At 46.3% G+C, this 13,987-nt stretch carries 16 protein-coding genes; 6 read left to right on the forward strand and 10 right to left on the reverse strand.

What is annotated here, in order from left to right; translation table 11 throughout:
• Nucleotides 1-102 precede the first annotated feature (102 nt).
• The 3 genes from QUA88_RS25590 (at nucleotide 103) to QUA88_RS25600 (ending at nucleotide 3,933) form a co-directional block, all read left to right on the forward strand.
• Entirely contained in the window at nucleotides 103-1,788 is a 1,686-nt protein-coding gene (locus tag QUA88_RS25590) for a serine/threonine-protein kinase (protein WP_333274488.1), read from the forward strand.
• Between the two features lie 60 nt (nucleotides 1,789-1,848).
• Nucleotides 1,849-2,556 (forward strand): dethiobiotin synthase, encoded by a 708-nt coding sequence (gene bioD / locus QUA88_RS25595; protein WP_333207779.1) that lies wholly within the window; start codon nucleotides 1,849-1,851, stop codon nucleotides 2,554-2,556.
• A gap of 159 nt (nucleotides 2,557-2,715) precedes the next feature.
• Nucleotides 2,716-3,933 carry a M20 family metallopeptidase gene (locus QUA88_RS25600; RefSeq protein ID WP_333052161.1) on the forward strand — a complete coding sequence of 406 codons (1,218 nt, stop codon included), beginning with the start codon at nucleotides 2,716-2,718 and terminating at the stop codon, nucleotides 3,931-3,933.
• Between the two features lie 208 nt (nucleotides 3,934-4,141).
• Here QUA88_RS25600 and QUA88_RS25605 read toward each other — a convergent pair whose 3' ends face one another.
• From QUA88_RS25605 to QUA88_RS25615, 3 genes are all read right to left on the reverse strand, one after another.
• Nucleotides 4,142-5,122 carry an aldo/keto reductase gene (locus tag QUA88_RS25605; protein ID WP_333052163.1) on the reverse strand — a complete coding sequence of 327 codons (981 nt, stop codon included), beginning with the start codon at nucleotides 5,120-5,122 and terminating at the stop codon, nucleotides 4,142-4,144.
• Between the two features lie 345 nt (nucleotides 5,123-5,467).
• Entirely contained in the window at nucleotides 5,468-6,859 is a 1,392-nt protein-coding gene (locus QUA88_RS25610) for a glycoside hydrolase family 10 protein (protein ID WP_333052166.1), read from the reverse strand.
• Entirely contained in the window at nucleotides 6,850-7,080 is a 231-nt protein-coding gene (locus QUA88_RS25615) for a hypothetical protein (protein WP_333052169.1), read from the reverse strand. Before QUA88_RS25615 ends, QUA88_RS25610 begins: the two co-directional genes overlap by 10 nt.
• Before the next feature lie 8 nt (nucleotides 7,081-7,088).
• Between QUA88_RS25615 and QUA88_RS25620 the strand changes: the two genes are divergently transcribed.
• From QUA88_RS25620 to QUA88_RS25630, 3 genes are all read left to right on the forward strand, one after another.
• Nucleotides 7,089-8,354: an FAD-dependent oxidoreductase gene (locus QUA88_RS25620; RefSeq protein WP_333052171.1), complete on the forward strand. Its 1,266-nt coding sequence runs from the start codon at nucleotides 7,089-7,091 to the stop codon at nucleotides 8,352-8,354.
• Between the two features lie 126 nt (nucleotides 8,355-8,480).
• The gene (locus tag QUA88_RS25625) at nucleotides 8,481-9,143 is read left to right on the forward strand and encodes a DUF2834 domain-containing protein (RefSeq protein ID WP_333052174.1); all 663 of its coding nucleotides are present in this window, start codon (nucleotides 8,481-8,483) and stop codon (nucleotides 9,141-9,143) included.
• Between the two features lie 206 nt (nucleotides 9,144-9,349).
• The gene (locus QUA88_RS25630) at nucleotides 9,350-10,102 is read left to right on the forward strand and encodes a gamma-glutamyl-gamma-aminobutyrate hydrolase family protein (RefSeq protein ID WP_333052175.1); all 753 of its coding nucleotides are present in this window, start codon (nucleotides 9,350-9,352) and stop codon (nucleotides 10,100-10,102) included.
• Between the two features lie 4 nt (nucleotides 10,103-10,106).
• Here the strand turns inward: QUA88_RS25630 and QUA88_RS25635 are convergent, their stop codons facing one another.
• The 7 genes from QUA88_RS25635 to QUA88_RS25665 are packed head-to-tail and all read right to left on the reverse strand — an operon-like array spanning nucleotide 10,107 to nucleotide 13,878.
• Nucleotides 10,107-10,295, reverse strand: a complete 189-nt coding sequence (locus QUA88_RS25635; RefSeq protein WP_006635525.1) for a CPXCG motif-containing cysteine-rich protein — start codon at nucleotides 10,293-10,295, stop codon at nucleotides 10,107-10,109.
• Nucleotides 10,279-10,761, reverse strand: a complete 483-nt coding sequence (locus QUA88_RS25640; RefSeq protein WP_333207782.1) for an SRPBCC family protein — start codon at nucleotides 10,759-10,761, stop codon at nucleotides 10,279-10,281. The genes QUA88_RS25635 and QUA88_RS25640 overlap by 17 nt, the downstream gene beginning before the upstream one ends.
• 13 nt (nucleotides 10,762-10,774) lie before the next feature.
• Nucleotides 10,775-11,128, reverse strand: coding sequence for a transcriptional regulator (locus QUA88_RS25645; protein WP_333052181.1), 354 nt, complete (start codon nucleotides 11,126-11,128; stop codon nucleotides 10,775-10,777).
• Nucleotides 11,129-11,132: 4 nt separating this feature from the next.
• Entirely contained in the window at nucleotides 11,133-11,462 is a 330-nt protein-coding gene (locus QUA88_RS25650; protein WP_333052183.1) for a type II toxin-antitoxin system RelE/ParE family toxin, read from the reverse strand.
• A 41-nt stretch (nucleotides 11,463-11,503) separates the two neighbouring features.
• Nucleotides 11,504-11,917 carry a transcriptional regulator gene (locus QUA88_RS25655; protein WP_333052185.1) on the reverse strand — a complete coding sequence of 138 codons (414 nt, stop codon included), beginning with the start codon at nucleotides 11,915-11,917 and terminating at the stop codon, nucleotides 11,504-11,506.
• Nucleotides 11,892-12,200, reverse strand: coding sequence for a type II toxin-antitoxin system HigB family toxin (locus QUA88_RS25660; protein ID WP_333052186.1), 309 nt, complete (start codon nucleotides 12,198-12,200; stop codon nucleotides 11,892-11,894). The genes QUA88_RS25655 and QUA88_RS25660 overlap by 26 nt, the downstream gene beginning before the upstream one ends.
• Nucleotides 12,201-12,222: 22 nt before the next feature.
• Nucleotides 12,223-13,878, reverse strand: coding sequence for a radical SAM protein (locus QUA88_RS25665; RefSeq protein ID WP_333231535.1), 1,656 nt, complete (start codon nucleotides 13,876-13,878; stop codon nucleotides 12,223-12,225).
• Between the last annotated feature and the right edge of the window lie 109 nt (nucleotides 13,879-13,987).

A 13,987-nucleotide genomic window follows, 5' to 3' on the forward strand; every position in this document is an offset into this window, starting at 1 on the left:
CTGGGGACTACAGATAGTGAAGTATGCTCAAGAGCATTAAAGACCTAGCATTACTAAGTCTGTGAGCGATCGTCTATTTTTTAACAGTTTCTACTTAAACTTATGCAGCCACCTATTGCTATTGGAACTCTCCTACAAAACCGCTACCGCTTGGTGAATATTTTAGGTCAAGGAGGATTTGGCCGGACTTATTTAGTAGAAGATTTGGGACGGTTTCAAGAACGCTGCGCCCTGAAGGAATTGATTCCGGTGCAAAGCGGGCCATACGTTTTGGAAAAATCGAAGGAATTGTTTCAAAGAGAGGCGGCAATACTTTACCAAATTGGGCACCCACAAATTCCCCAGTTTCGAGCAATATTTGAAGAGAACCAGCGTTTGTTTTTAGTGCAGGATTACGTGGAAGGGATGACTTACCGCGAACTGTTGCTTGATCGAACTTCAAAGGGTCGCACCTTCACCGAAGCCGAAGTGTTGGTATTTATCCGGCAAATGCTGCCGGTACTGGCTCACATCCACGCCCGCGGCATCATCCACCGCGACATCTCCCCAGAAAATATAATTCGGCGGGAAAACGACCAGTTGCCGGTGCTGATCGACTTTGGAGTGGTGAAAGAACTCGCCACCAAAGTCCAGTCTCCCGAAGGAACAGCCCACGCGACAACAGTCGGTAAAATCGGCTACGCGCCGATGGAACAGTTGCAAAGCGGGCGGGCAACAGCCAGCAGCGACCTCTACGCTTTAGCTGTAACGGCGATCGTCCTGCTGACAGGCAAAGAACCGCAGGAATTGCTCGATCAAACAACGCTGCAGTGGAATTGGCAGCAGCAAGCGCAGGTGAGCACGGGTTTGGCTTTGGTGCTAAATCGGATGTTGAGCCGATCTCCGGGCGATCGATATCAATCTGTCAGCGAAGTCGCCCAAGCACTCGACGCCCAAACTAATCCTAAACCTAGCCAGCCAACTGTACCGCCCGCGCCAGTAGTGGTGCAGACAAACCCTTCGCTAATAGCAACGGTGGCCGTGGGCAGGCCGCCAGAGCCCGCCGCCCAGAGTTCCCACCCCCAAAAAAACCAGCCAGACCCGTTAATTGAGCCTGCTGCCGACACTTTTTGGGACAATCCCATTGCTGCGATCGGACTGCTGGCCGGCTTAGTAATCTTGACGGGCTTCGGTTCCTGGGCTTTAGTCGGCTCATTTCTCAACAATTCGCGCCCCAAACCCACTCCGACACCGCCAGCACTTACAAGTCCGACGCCGACACTAACTCCGGTACCAAACCCGCTACCTTTGCCAACCCCAACCCCGCAACCTTTGGCAACCCCAAGCCCAGAACCTGTGCCAGAACCAAGCCCAGAACCTTTGCCGGAACCAACCCTAGAACCTTTGCCGGAACCAAGCCCAGAACCTTTACCAGAACCGAACCCAGAACCTTTGCCTGAACCAAGCCCAGAACCTTTACCAGAACCAAGCCCAGAACCAAGCCCAGCGCCAACTCCGACCCCAGCGCCGACTCCAGCGCCGACTCCAGCGCCCAAACCTGCGCCCAAACCGGCGCCCGCACCCAAACCAACACCCGCGCCGTCGCCAACACCGTCGCCAACACCAGCACCAACTCCCGCGCCAACACCGGAACCAGCCCCAACACCCGCGCCCTCGCCGGAACCAGCGCCAACACCGGAACCATCGCCGGAACCGGAACCAACTCCTGCACCGTCGCCGGAACCGGAACCGGAACCCGCGCCGGAACCGGAACCAGCACCAACACCCGCACCATCGCCCGAACTATAAACTTCTGGCAAAATTCCCCTAGACTGAGGTTGAGGCCAATTACTTGTTAGCTATTTGCCAATGAACTCGCTGCTAATTGCTGGAACTGATACCGACGCGGGCAAAACTGTTTTGACCACCGCTCTGGCTGCTTATTGGCAAATGTATTTTCCCGATCGCAGTTTGGGAATTATGAAACTCATGCAAACAGGAACGGGCGATCGCGAACTCTACACCCGTTTGTTTTCCCTCGACCAATCCCCCGAAGAACTCAATCCGCTGCACTTTGATGCGCCTCTAGCACCACCAATTGCAGCCGAACGGGAGGGGAGACGTATCGAACTCGAAAAGGTCTGGACAGCGTGGCAAAGCCTCTCTGAACGCAAGGATTTTGTGTTGGTGGAAGCTTTGGGAGGGCTGGGATCGCCTGTAACGTGGGAACTGACGGTGGCCGATATTGCTAGGGATTGGCGGCTGAGAGGGGTTTTGGTAGTACCTGTGAAGTTGGGGGCGATCGGGCAAGCTGTGGCGAATGTTGCTCTCGCCAAACACACTGGTTTTAAGCTCAGAGGAATTGTGCTCAATTGCGTTAAAGCTTATTCTGAACAAGAAATTGCCGATTTAGCGCCCGTTGACTTGATCCAGTCGCTGACTCAAATACCTGTGTTGGGTATTTTGCCGCATTTAGATGACCCGACTGACCTTGCTAAATTAGCTAAAATTGCTTCAGATTTAGATTTAGAACAGTTACTGCCAGGGGTTAATTTAGTTCCTCAGACTTCTAAATAACCCTATTCTCAACACCTCTCTTTCTCATTCTTCTCTTCCTCTGCGTACTCTGCGTCCTCTGTGGTTAAAAACTAAGATTTTATTTGAACCGCAGAGAGCGCAGAGAGCACAGAGAAAGAAAAGAGAGAGTTTTACAAATTGCTATAAGGAGAATAAAACATGGTTTCTACTTTACCGAATTTAACCTCTGTCGATTTATCTCAGTTGCGGCTGGAAATTAGAAATTTGCAGCCTCAGCTAGTCGAATGGCGTCGCCTTTTGCATCAAAGGCCGGAGTTGAGTTTTGATGAAAATTTAACGGCGCAGTTTATCTCACAAAAGTTGCAGGAATGGGGCATTGAGCATGAAACTAATATTGCTAAAACTGGTATTGTCGCCACTATAGACAGCGGCAAACCGGGGCGGGTTTTGGCAATTCGGGCTGATATGGATGCTTTGCCGATTCAAGAGGAAAATGAGGTGGATTATCGATCGCAGCATGATGGAATTATGCACGCTTGCGGCCACGACGGCCACACTGCGATCGCCCTCGGTACTGTCTGTTATCTTGCTAAGCACAAACACAGCTTTTCGGGGAAAGTAAAATTTATCTTTCAGCCCGCCGAAGAAGGGCCAGGAGGCGCAAAACCGATGATTGAAGCGGGAGTTTTGAAGAATCCTGATGTTGATGCGATCGTCGGTTTGCATTTGTGGAACAATCTACCTTTGGGCACTGTAGGCGTCCGCAGCGGCGCGCTGATGGCGGCTGTGGAAGTTTTTGACTGCACGATTTTTGGCAAAGGTGGGCACGGTGCAATGCCACATCAGACTGTGGACTCGATCGTAGTTACAGCCCAAATTGTCAGCGCTTTGCAGGCTATTGTCGCGCGGAATATTGACCCGATCGACTCAGCGGTAGTAACTGTCGGCAAATTCCACGCAGGCCACACCCACAACGTGATTGCCGATACTGCTCAAATCGGTGGTACGGTGCGCTATTTCAATCCTGCATATCAAGGTTATTTTGCACAGCGAATCGAGCAAGTAATTGCTGGAATTTGTCAGAGTCACGGCGCTAATTACCAATTAGATTATTGTGCGCTTTATCCGCCAGTTATTAATGATTCGAGAATAGCTGAATTGGTGCGCGGCGTCGCAGAATCCGTTGTCGAAACTCCTGCAGGAATCGTGCCGGAATGTCAAACAATGGGCGGCGAGGATATGTCGTTCTTTTTGCAAGAAGTCCCCGGTTGTTATTTCTTTTTAGGTTCGGCAAATCCAGAGAAAAACTTGGCTTACCCGCACCATCACCCGCGTTTTGATTTTGATGAAACTGCGCTGGGGATGGGTGTAGAAATGTTTGTGCGGTGTGTGGAAAAGTTTTGTGTGAATCAATGAAAGATTGTGTCATTCGGTGGGGGCGGGTTTATGAGATTATTGATTTTAGGCAATGATAGTTTGTAAAACCCGCCCCTACAGCAATCATATCTATTTAATTCGATCTCTTGCACCCGCCGTCAAAAAACTGTAGGGGCGGGTTCACCAAAAGATTTAAAGAATGCAGACAGCTTAAATAAACCCGCCCCCACCCCACGCGAGAGTCTTTTTACCGAGTTTGAAAGATATTCTGCACCATTTTTTTATCTACACTCGCCGCCGCCTTATCCAATTCGGCAATCTCCCCGGAGTCTAACTCCCACCCCAAAGCACCAATATTATCCCTCGCCTGTGCCGCAGATTTCGCCCCCGGAATCGGAATAGTTTCTTTGCAGATGCACCAGTTGATTGCTACCTGCGAAACAGTCTTGTTTCTGAATGCCGCTATTTCTCGCAAACATTCCAAAAGCGATCGCATTCCCGGAAGTAGCTGCTTGCACGCCAAACCTCGAATACCTTTAGGAAGAGGGCCGTTTTCGGAATATTTACCCGTCAGCAACCCCAAGGCTAGAGGACTGTAAGCAATCAATTTTATCCCCAATTCATCGCAAACATCTTTCAATCCAAGTTCTGTCACTGGATAGGTAGAAAGTAGCGAATATTGCACTTGTAAAGTAACAATAGGAATTTGGCGATCGCTAAATCTTTGATGCACCCATTTCAGCCGTTTCGGCCCGTAATTAGACAAGCCCACTCCCTTGACCAATCCTTGCTCGTAAAGGTCAGCCAGACCATCCAAAAGAGCCCCCTCTTGCCAAGGAGCGTAATTAGCTGTAGACCAGTGCATTTGCACCAAATCTACATTTTTTCCGAGGCGCGCCGCAGAGGCTTTGCCAGCCGATATCATTGATTGTCGCGTCAGTCTCCAAGGATAAGCAGCCAGTTTTGTCGCAATACAAATACTCTCTTTATTTGCACCTTGATATTGTTGAGAAAACAGCCCCAAAAGCTGTTCGCTACGTCCGTTTAATTTCCCCGTTCCGTAAGAGTCCCCGGTATCGAATAAAGTGACACCGTTACTAACACAAAGATTGAAAACGGCTTGCAATTCCTCGTCCATACTTTCATTGTAGCCCCAGAGGAATCTGTTGCCCCATGCCCAAGTGCCGCAGCCCATTTTTGGAAGTAAAATTTTTTGGTTAGTTGGCATTTTTTGATGGTAGTTGTTGGTAATACGGATATTTTATAGGAACATAATTCGGTATCCCCTAGCCCCCAGTAGAGCTGTTTCATACTGCCACAGGCTGCCAGGGACTCAAGTCCCTGTCTAATAGCATAAGTCGGTTAAAACCGACTGAAATAGTAATCTCAATTTTGAAAATTAGAGTTACACATATATTCTGCGCTAACTCTATACAAAAACAGCTTTGATAGAATTGCTACAGTCGTCTTTAGACGACTTCAGCTATGAGACAGGGGTTTAAACCCCTGTCGGACTGTCGGACTAATGGCACACCCTACAAAGTTACTAATGACTGATGACTCTTTAATTCTTTTACGTGGTTGGTGATGGCGAAGGTGGGCTGTTTTTGGTAGGTTGCTCTGGCTTAGCTTTGGGGTCTGGTTTTGGTGGCGCAGGTGGAGGGAAAGTCGCCGCGCGTCTGGGTATTTGTAGCGCTGTTCGGAATGCAGAAGACGGGAAGAAAGCACTAAATTGAGAAAGTCGAACTGCTAGAGGTTCGGGTGCATATTCCCACAAGCTTTCGTAGTAGAAGAAAGCGGCGCCTAAGCCGTATTCTTGGACTGCTCGCACCTGAGATTTAATTTGCTGAATCGGTACTGGGTTATTTCTCAAACCAGTCATAATCCCAACTCCGGTGGGAATTTTTTGCTGTGCTTCTTGCATTTCTGGACGGTTAAGCTTGTCTACAAATGATTCTAGATTGGAACGGTAGACTTGCACGATTAGCTCGTCGGCAATATCCAAACGCACCCAAGTCAGCCAATCTTGTAGGTGATGTTTGTAAGCAAACTCGTAGTAATTGGGAGAAATTGAGAAAATTGCATTGGGTTTGACTGCTTTGACGGCTTGATTTAGCTGCGACATAAAAGCGGTGATTTTATTGGCTCGCCACCGCACCCATGCTGGGTTTTGAAAATCTTTTGGCGGAGCTTTTTTTGTTTCTTTGGTATACAAAGCAACTGTGTAGTCATCGTATCCAAATTCAGACGGCAAACTCATGTGATCGTCAAATTGAATGCCGTCGGCGTTATATTGAGTGGTGATTTCTAGTACGAGTTTGGTAATGAATTGCTGAACTTCTGGATGAAAGGGATTGAGCCAAACTACTTCGCCACCTGCACCGATTGATGTTTGGCTGCCGTCCTGTTTTTGTGTCAGCCAATCGGGATGATTTAAGGCTAATTCTGAGGTGGGAGGAGCCATGAAACCAAACTCAAACCAAGGAATTACTAGCAGGCCTTGGCGGTGAGATTGAGCGATTAAATCGGCGATCGTATCTTGTCCGTCTAACCCTCTGTAAACAAAGGGTTGAATGTCTTTTTGCTGCGCTACATTGCTGGGATACATTGCATAGCCAGAATTCCAGACTACGGGATAGATTGTGTTAAAATTTAACCGTTTTAGTTTGCTGACAGCATCTCCTAGTTTGCGACGATCTCTGAGGATGTCTTTGTCGTTTGTCGTCATCCAAACGCCGCGAATTTCCTGGCGGGGTTCCTGGGCGATCGCCGGAATGAAGTTGTTCGCCAGCAATACTATAATGAATGAGAGGGCAAACAGAAGCGGGAAAAGAGTTTTAATCGATCGCTGCCAACGGCGCGGAATGATGCGTAATGTCATAGTTTTGAATGGTGAGTTAGCTATTGAAACACACCCTGGCATAATTTGGTGATAAAATTTGCTCGCTCTACAGTCTACAGCCATTTGCGCTGAATGTGGAATCGGTTAACTGAAATGGGTGAATTGATGTGCTGCGATCGCAACTGAGCCAAGTATAATCTGCGATACAGAGGGTAGGTGACAGGATTCTGTCTAACTGCTGGGAAATCATTAATTACGCACTGCCAGCTTTCCTTACCGGACAGTGCGGCCCCAGGAGTGCGAGTGCTGTACAATATTGGTGCTGGAACATCTCGATCGAACATCTGTAATTGTGAAACATTTAGTGTTAATTGGCGGCGGTCACAGTCATGCTATCGTATTAAAAATGTTCGGTATCAACCCGCTGCCCGGTGTGCGTTTGACTCTGATTAGCGACGTGCTGCACGCGCCTTATTCCGGGATGCTGCCGGGACACGTTGCCGGGTTTTACGATTATGATGAATGTCACATTGATTTGCGATCGCTCGCGGAATTTGCCGGGTGTCAAATATTGGTCGATCGGGCGATCGCGATCGACCTTAACAAAAATTTAGTTATTTGTCAAACTTGTCCTCCGATTAATTTTGATGTGCTTTCTGTGGATATCGGCAGCACTCCTGCGACTTTATCTGTACCGGGTGCGGCAGAATATGCAATTGCAGCTAAACCCGTACCGGAGTTTTTATCTAGCTGGAATCAGTTAATTTCCGAAAGGCAAAACTCTCTCCAAAAACTGCTGCGGATAGCCATTGTCGGCGGCGGTGCCGGCGGCGTAGAATTAGCATTAAATATGCAATCTCGATTGGGGAAGGAAGAAGGGTTCGGCAACAGATTGTGTAACGGATTTAACGGATGGATATTAAGGTACAGCGAAAGACGTAAGAGAGAAAAGGGAAGGGGGAAGAAAGAAGAAGAATTAGAAATTCATTTGTTTCACAGCGGTGCGGAATTGATGCAGGGACACAATCAGCGGGTGCGTCGCCGCCTTCAAGAAATTCTCATAAGTCGCGGCATTCAATTGCATTTAAAGGAAAAAGTTTGTGCTGTAAAAAAAATCGAGAGGGAAACCAATCCTCAATTCCCTACCAATTACCAAATTTCCTGTAAATCCGGTTTAAAATTAGAGTGCGATCGCATATTTTGGGTGACACAAGCATCGGCAGCCAATTGGATAAGAGAATCCGGTTTAGCAGCCGACTCAAACGGCTTTATGCAAGTCAACGATTGCCTGCAATCAGTCTCTCACCCCAACGTATTTGGGGCTGGCGATATCGCTGCGATGGTTAATTATCCGCGCCCCAAAGCAGGCGTTTTTGCCGTGCGTCAGGGCAAACCGCTGTTTGAGAATTTGCAGCAGTTTTTATTAGAAAAACCGCTGAAACCCTTTGCACCGCAGGAACAGTACCTAGGGTTAATTGGTACTGGGAATAAAAGGGCGATCGCATCTCGCGGCAATTTCATGTGGGAATCACGGTTGTTGTGGTATTGGAAAGATTGGATCGATCGCCAATTTATGCAAAAATTTAGCAATCTGCCCAAAACCCGCCATACCAAATAGCAATACATTCAAATATTCTCCTCTGTTCCTCTGCGTTCTCTGCGTCCTCTGCGGTAAAGAAAAAAAGTATTATTCAAAAACCCTTTAAGCTTGCTATAGTAATATCAGAAGTCAGAAAAACTAACTATGTTCAGAAAAATTGGATTTGGGCTGCTTTGGATTGCATTTATCACCTACGCCTTTGTATTTGCACCACCCGACAGCCCTGAAAAAACCATCACACTAATTACCAATATTTCCACAGGCAAAATAGCAGACATCAACCCTTTAATTGTAGCGTTATTCAACCTCATGGGAGTCTGGCCGCTCATCTACAGTTGCGTCTTATTTGCTGACGGCAGGGGCCAGAAAATACCTGCATGGTTATTTGCCACTTTATCCTTTGGCGTCGGCGCCGTTGCCTTGCTGCCTTATTTAGCCCTGCGCGAACCTAATCCAGAATTTGCCGATCATAAAAATATCTTTTTAAAGATATTAGACTCCCGTTTTACTGGAATTTTCTTAACATTAGCTGCGGTTGGTTTAGTTGCCTTTGGCTTGACAAACGGCGATTGGTCTGATTTTATTCAGCAGTGGCAAACCAGCCGTTTTATCCACGTAATGAGTTTAGATTTTTGTATGCTTTGCCTACTATTTCCTGCCTTATTAGGAGACGATATGGCGCGCCGAGGAATGCAGAACTCTACAGCATTTTGGGCAGTAACATTAGTGCCGCTGTTCGGGCCGTTGGCTTATCTTTGCACGCGCAAACCGCTGCCGGAAACTAATACTAAAACTGTTACAAATTAGACAGCAGTGCTGGTAATTTTCAGTTTAATCTATGGATCATCCATCACAAGTAATCAGAGAAGAAACAGGCAAGATGCCTGTTTCACAATAAGTAAGTTTTATTGTGGGGAGTAGGGTTGGGCTTATAGCCCGCCCATGAAACACTGATTACAAATAGTGCCAAATCTGAGTATGAATGTAAATAATTATCTCCCAGTCTCTAGCAAATGAAAAAATTTCCTATTGTTGGCATCACAACATACAACCGCTGTCCAGCAGGCGAATATCGCTTAAATGGAACTTATATTGATGCAGTTCAGGCGGCTGGTGGCATTCCGATTTTACTGCCTCCCAATCAATTAGATCCGGCTAGTATTTTGGATGCAGTAGATGGTTTGATTTTTTCCGGGGGCGGAGATATCAACCCAGAACTTTATGGCGGTTATGTCGATCGCACAGTTTACTCGGTTAATGCAGAACGCGACAATTTTGAATTAAGCTTAGCAAAGCTAGCTTTGAAGGCTGACATACCTGTGTTGGGGATTTGCCGGGGAATGCAAATGTTGAACGTAGCCAGCGGCGGCAGTTTGGTGATTCACGTACCGGATGCTTACGGAGACGAGGTTAATCACGGATCGGGAATTCCCCCGCGCGCGATCGAGCATACCATTGAAATTGAACCCAACAGTCGGCTAGCAAAAATTATGGGAAAAACTTCAACAACAGTTGTTTCCTGGCATCATCAAGCAGTGCGAAAGGTAACATCCGATTGGCGAATTGTAGCCGATGCACCTGACACTTTGGTAGAAGCAATGGAGCACTGCTATCACCCTTGGATGATAGCAATTCAATGGCACCCAGAAATGTCGCCAAACTGTTCGGTAAACTCTCGAATTTTTCAGGCTTTCGTAGAAGCAGCAGCTTCAAGATTTATGAATTCTACCAAGTCAGAATCCCAAGCAATTCCTACATTTTTGTAGTCACTTATTCTTGATAGTCAGTATCTATTTCAATATCCAGGGTATCTTCATCTATTCTGACATACAGAACATTCGGGCGACAGCAAACCTGACAATCTTCGATATAAGATTGCTCCATACCACCGCTGATATCAACAAAAGTTGTACTCGGTTCGCCGCAGAAAGCACAGTAATATTCAGCCGTTGTTTGCATTTTTCTCGCACTCTCTTTTTGTGACTTCGTGGCGGTAGCGAAACATATCTGTTAACCGCATTTCCACCCACCAACCTAACAGCAAATCGACAATCGGGCCGCCGGGAATCGAAAATGCGTTAGCGAAGCCCTCGAAGAGGATCGCATCTGTCAATCTAGTCTTGCCATTTTCTGCTGTAAACTCGTGTCGGTGAACCCAACGTGCCATTGGCCCCTCAGTTTGTTCATCAACAAACAACCGATATTGTTCGCACTCAGTGTGAGTCGCCACCCATTTTACAGGAATCGGCCCCAATAACAGGCGAAATTCTGATACAGCACCCACATCGAGTCCCCCTTCGTGGCGAATGATTTTCACCGGTTGCCAAGGCGGAGTCAAAAGTTGCAGAATGTCGGGCCTTTCGTGAAAGTTCCAGACTGTTTCAACAGTTGCATTAATTAGGGATGAATATCGAAAATTAGGCATTTTGTAGATTAAGTTAAACAGTTATTTGCGATCGCGTTTCAGCATTTGCAGTATTATCCTCTGTATCAGTACAAACAGCAACAGTTAGTCTCAATCCCAAAGCATTCAGCCAAGTTCCCAGATTATAAATCGCATCACTTCCTTGCTGCGACAGCAATTCATCCAGTTTTTTTAAGTGCAATTCATATTGTTCAGGAGTCATTTTTGGTTGACCCAAAGCTTCTGCTACATCGCTGAGAGCTCGTTTTAGCAGTTCAGGTTCCGGCTCTTCCTCCTCTAATGTCGCCGTTATATAGGCGGCTGACAATGCCGGGTTTTTTCTCAGAGATTCAATCAAAAACGGATGATAAGGTAGGCTTTTAGGCATTGTCTTAACTCCTATAATCTGTCCAGTATTCTTTAGCTTGGCGGATATCTCTGTCTTGAGTGCTTTTATCGCCTCCGCAGATGAGAATCACAATTGTTATTCCTATTTGTCCAAAATAGATGCGGTAGCCAGGCCCATAATTGATTTTGAGTTCGCATACGCCTTCCCCCACGGATCGATAATCTCCTAAATTACCATCAGCAATTCGGTTAAGCCTAGATATAATCTTGGCTTGAGCATTGATATCTCTCAGCGAATCAAACCACTGATCGAAAGGCACTTTGTTATCTGGCGTCGTATAACGCTGAATTTCTCTCGGTTGGACTTCGGGCATAATTATATTATAGTGCGTCACTCATCCCAGTATCCTGGCAATTAATTATACTCAAGAAATGCCACAGGGGAAAGATGGAAAAACTTAGCTAACTTTTGAATTTGACTCGCCGTCAGTTCCCGCTTTCCCTTCATCACCTCAGATACCCAAGACTCGGATTCAAAAATATCAACCAAATCTTTTTCTTGAATATTGTCTTCAACCATCAATGCTTTCAGTAGTGCGATACCTTTCAAAACTGGCATTGGCTCATGTTTTTGTTCGTAATCATAAACAAGAGTACCCAACACGTTTAAGTAATCCCGATCGTCCTGCGTGAGATTTCTCCGACTCACAATAGAATCAATCCGATTTTGTGTAGCGATTAACTCAGCTTCACAAGTAATGGGACGCGGTGGAAAAGTTGTGATTATCTCAATATAGTAGCTACTAGGAGTTTTTAAACCAGTCGTCATTTTTCCAGTTCTCCTTATTATATTCTGCATGAGTTAAAACACAGCGGACAAACACTATCTGGTATTCATAATCGATAAAAGCAATTAACCGATAGTTATTGCCACCAATATTAAATACCGTAAAGCTACCTACTAAGTCAGCCGAAGGAAATACTTTACGAATATCTACTAAACTTTGCCATTCAGCATCACAGCTACGCTGATACCATAGCAACAGACTTGTTTCAGCATTGGGGTGTGTTTCCCAAAATTCTTTTAGTCGTTTTCGGCTAATGACACGCATGAGGCTATTATAATCTAATTTACTAAACGCGACTTAGTGAATTCTCACATTCTTGATTTGGCTGTCGTGTTGTATGACTCATCGCCTCAGCCAAATGCTTCTTCAAAGTCGCCTCCGGTAGCGGTCCTTTTAAATGACTCCAAGGCAAAACCTGCTCCAATTCCCACTCTTGAAAAACATAAAAATTCATCTCCGGCAACTGTCCCCGCAACTCCTTAAACGCCCGCCGATAACTGCCCAAAGTATCGCCGTAATGCCGCACTAATTCCAACAGCCGAGACAACCGCCGATCGCCCTTTGACAACAACCCCTGAATCACCGACCAGTTATAGCTTTCAGGTCTAAATTCTAAACCCAACTTCCGCAATTCTTTATCTAAAAACTTCAGCCTCTTCTCCGCATCTTTATTCACTCCAAACCACTGAAAAGGAGTGTGAGATTTCGGGACAAAAGTGCTGCATCCCAGAGTCAACCGCAAACCGGGAACAGCTTTTCTAATCGCCCGCATCATCGCCACCGTCTCCTCTAAATCCTCCATTTCTTCGCCGGGAATTCCCGCCATCCCGTAAAGTTTAATTCCCTTTAATCCGCCAGCCTTAGCATTGATAGCAGCTTGAATAATTTCGTCATTTGTGAGTTTTTTGTTAACGATTTTGCGGAGGCGATCGCTCCCGCTTTCCACCGCAATCGTCACAGATTTGCTGTCTCTGTTTGTCAATATTTCGGCTAGCTTAACTGTCACAGTATTCGTCCTTACCGAAGAAAGACTCAACCGCACGCCGTCGTATTTCGGATGATTCAAATGATCCAGCAACGCTTCAAATTCCGGGTGCTGAGTCACCGAAGCACCCAACAAACCCAAACGATTAGTCACAGCTAAACCCCGATCGATCGCCGGAATTAACGAATCCTCCAAACTCGCAGTTCTAAACGGCAAAGTCAGATAACTTGCCAAACAAAAACGGCACATTTCTGGACAACTACGAACCACTTCCACCATGTAAATATTTTCCCAAGCAGCTTTTTCTGTCACCACAGTGGAAGCAGATAAAGTATTGCCGCGGTACGTCTGTTTTTCAACCATACTGGGAATTCCCGAATCGACAGGATGAATCGATTTAATCCCCTCAGCCGCATCCAGATAAGTTACTTCGTACAAACTGGGGACGTAAACTCCCGGAACTTGGGCTAAATGCCGCAATTTAGTTTGTCTGTCGGCGCTACGGACTTCTTTACAAGCATCAATAAAATTGTCTATGAGATGTTCGCCATCTCCCAGCAAAATCACATCAAAAAAATCGGCAAAAGGTTCTGGATTAGCCGTGAAAACCGGGCCACCTCCGAATACTATCGGATGATTATCAGTTCGTTTTGACGCCCAAATCGGAATTTCGAGAGATTCCAATAAATTTAGAATATTTACATAGTCTAGTTCCCAAGAAAGCGAAAATCCCAGTAATTCTGGATTTCGGGGAAGTTGTTCGCTGATATCAGTAAATAAACGACCCACTTCAATATCCGATCGCACAGCCAAAGTGGCCCACACTATCTGATAGCCGAGACTGGTAATACCCACCGTGTACTCGTTGGGAAAAGCAAAAATAGTCGGGATAGCATCAGCATCGGGGGTTGCTGGGGCAAATAGTAAGCGTTCTTGGGCAAATGGATTAGGATTCATCCGATTTTAGATTTTAGATTTTAGATTTTAGATTAAGCTGTTGTGCATTTAAATAGAATGTCAAAAAACAATCTAATTCTTGTGGGGTGGGCCGTCTAGCCCGCCCTGA

Source organism: Microcoleus sp. D3_18_C2, assembly GCF_036702395.1.
Taxonomy (GTDB): Bacteria; Cyanobacteriota; Cyanobacteriia; order Cyanobacteriales; family Microcoleaceae; genus Microcoleus.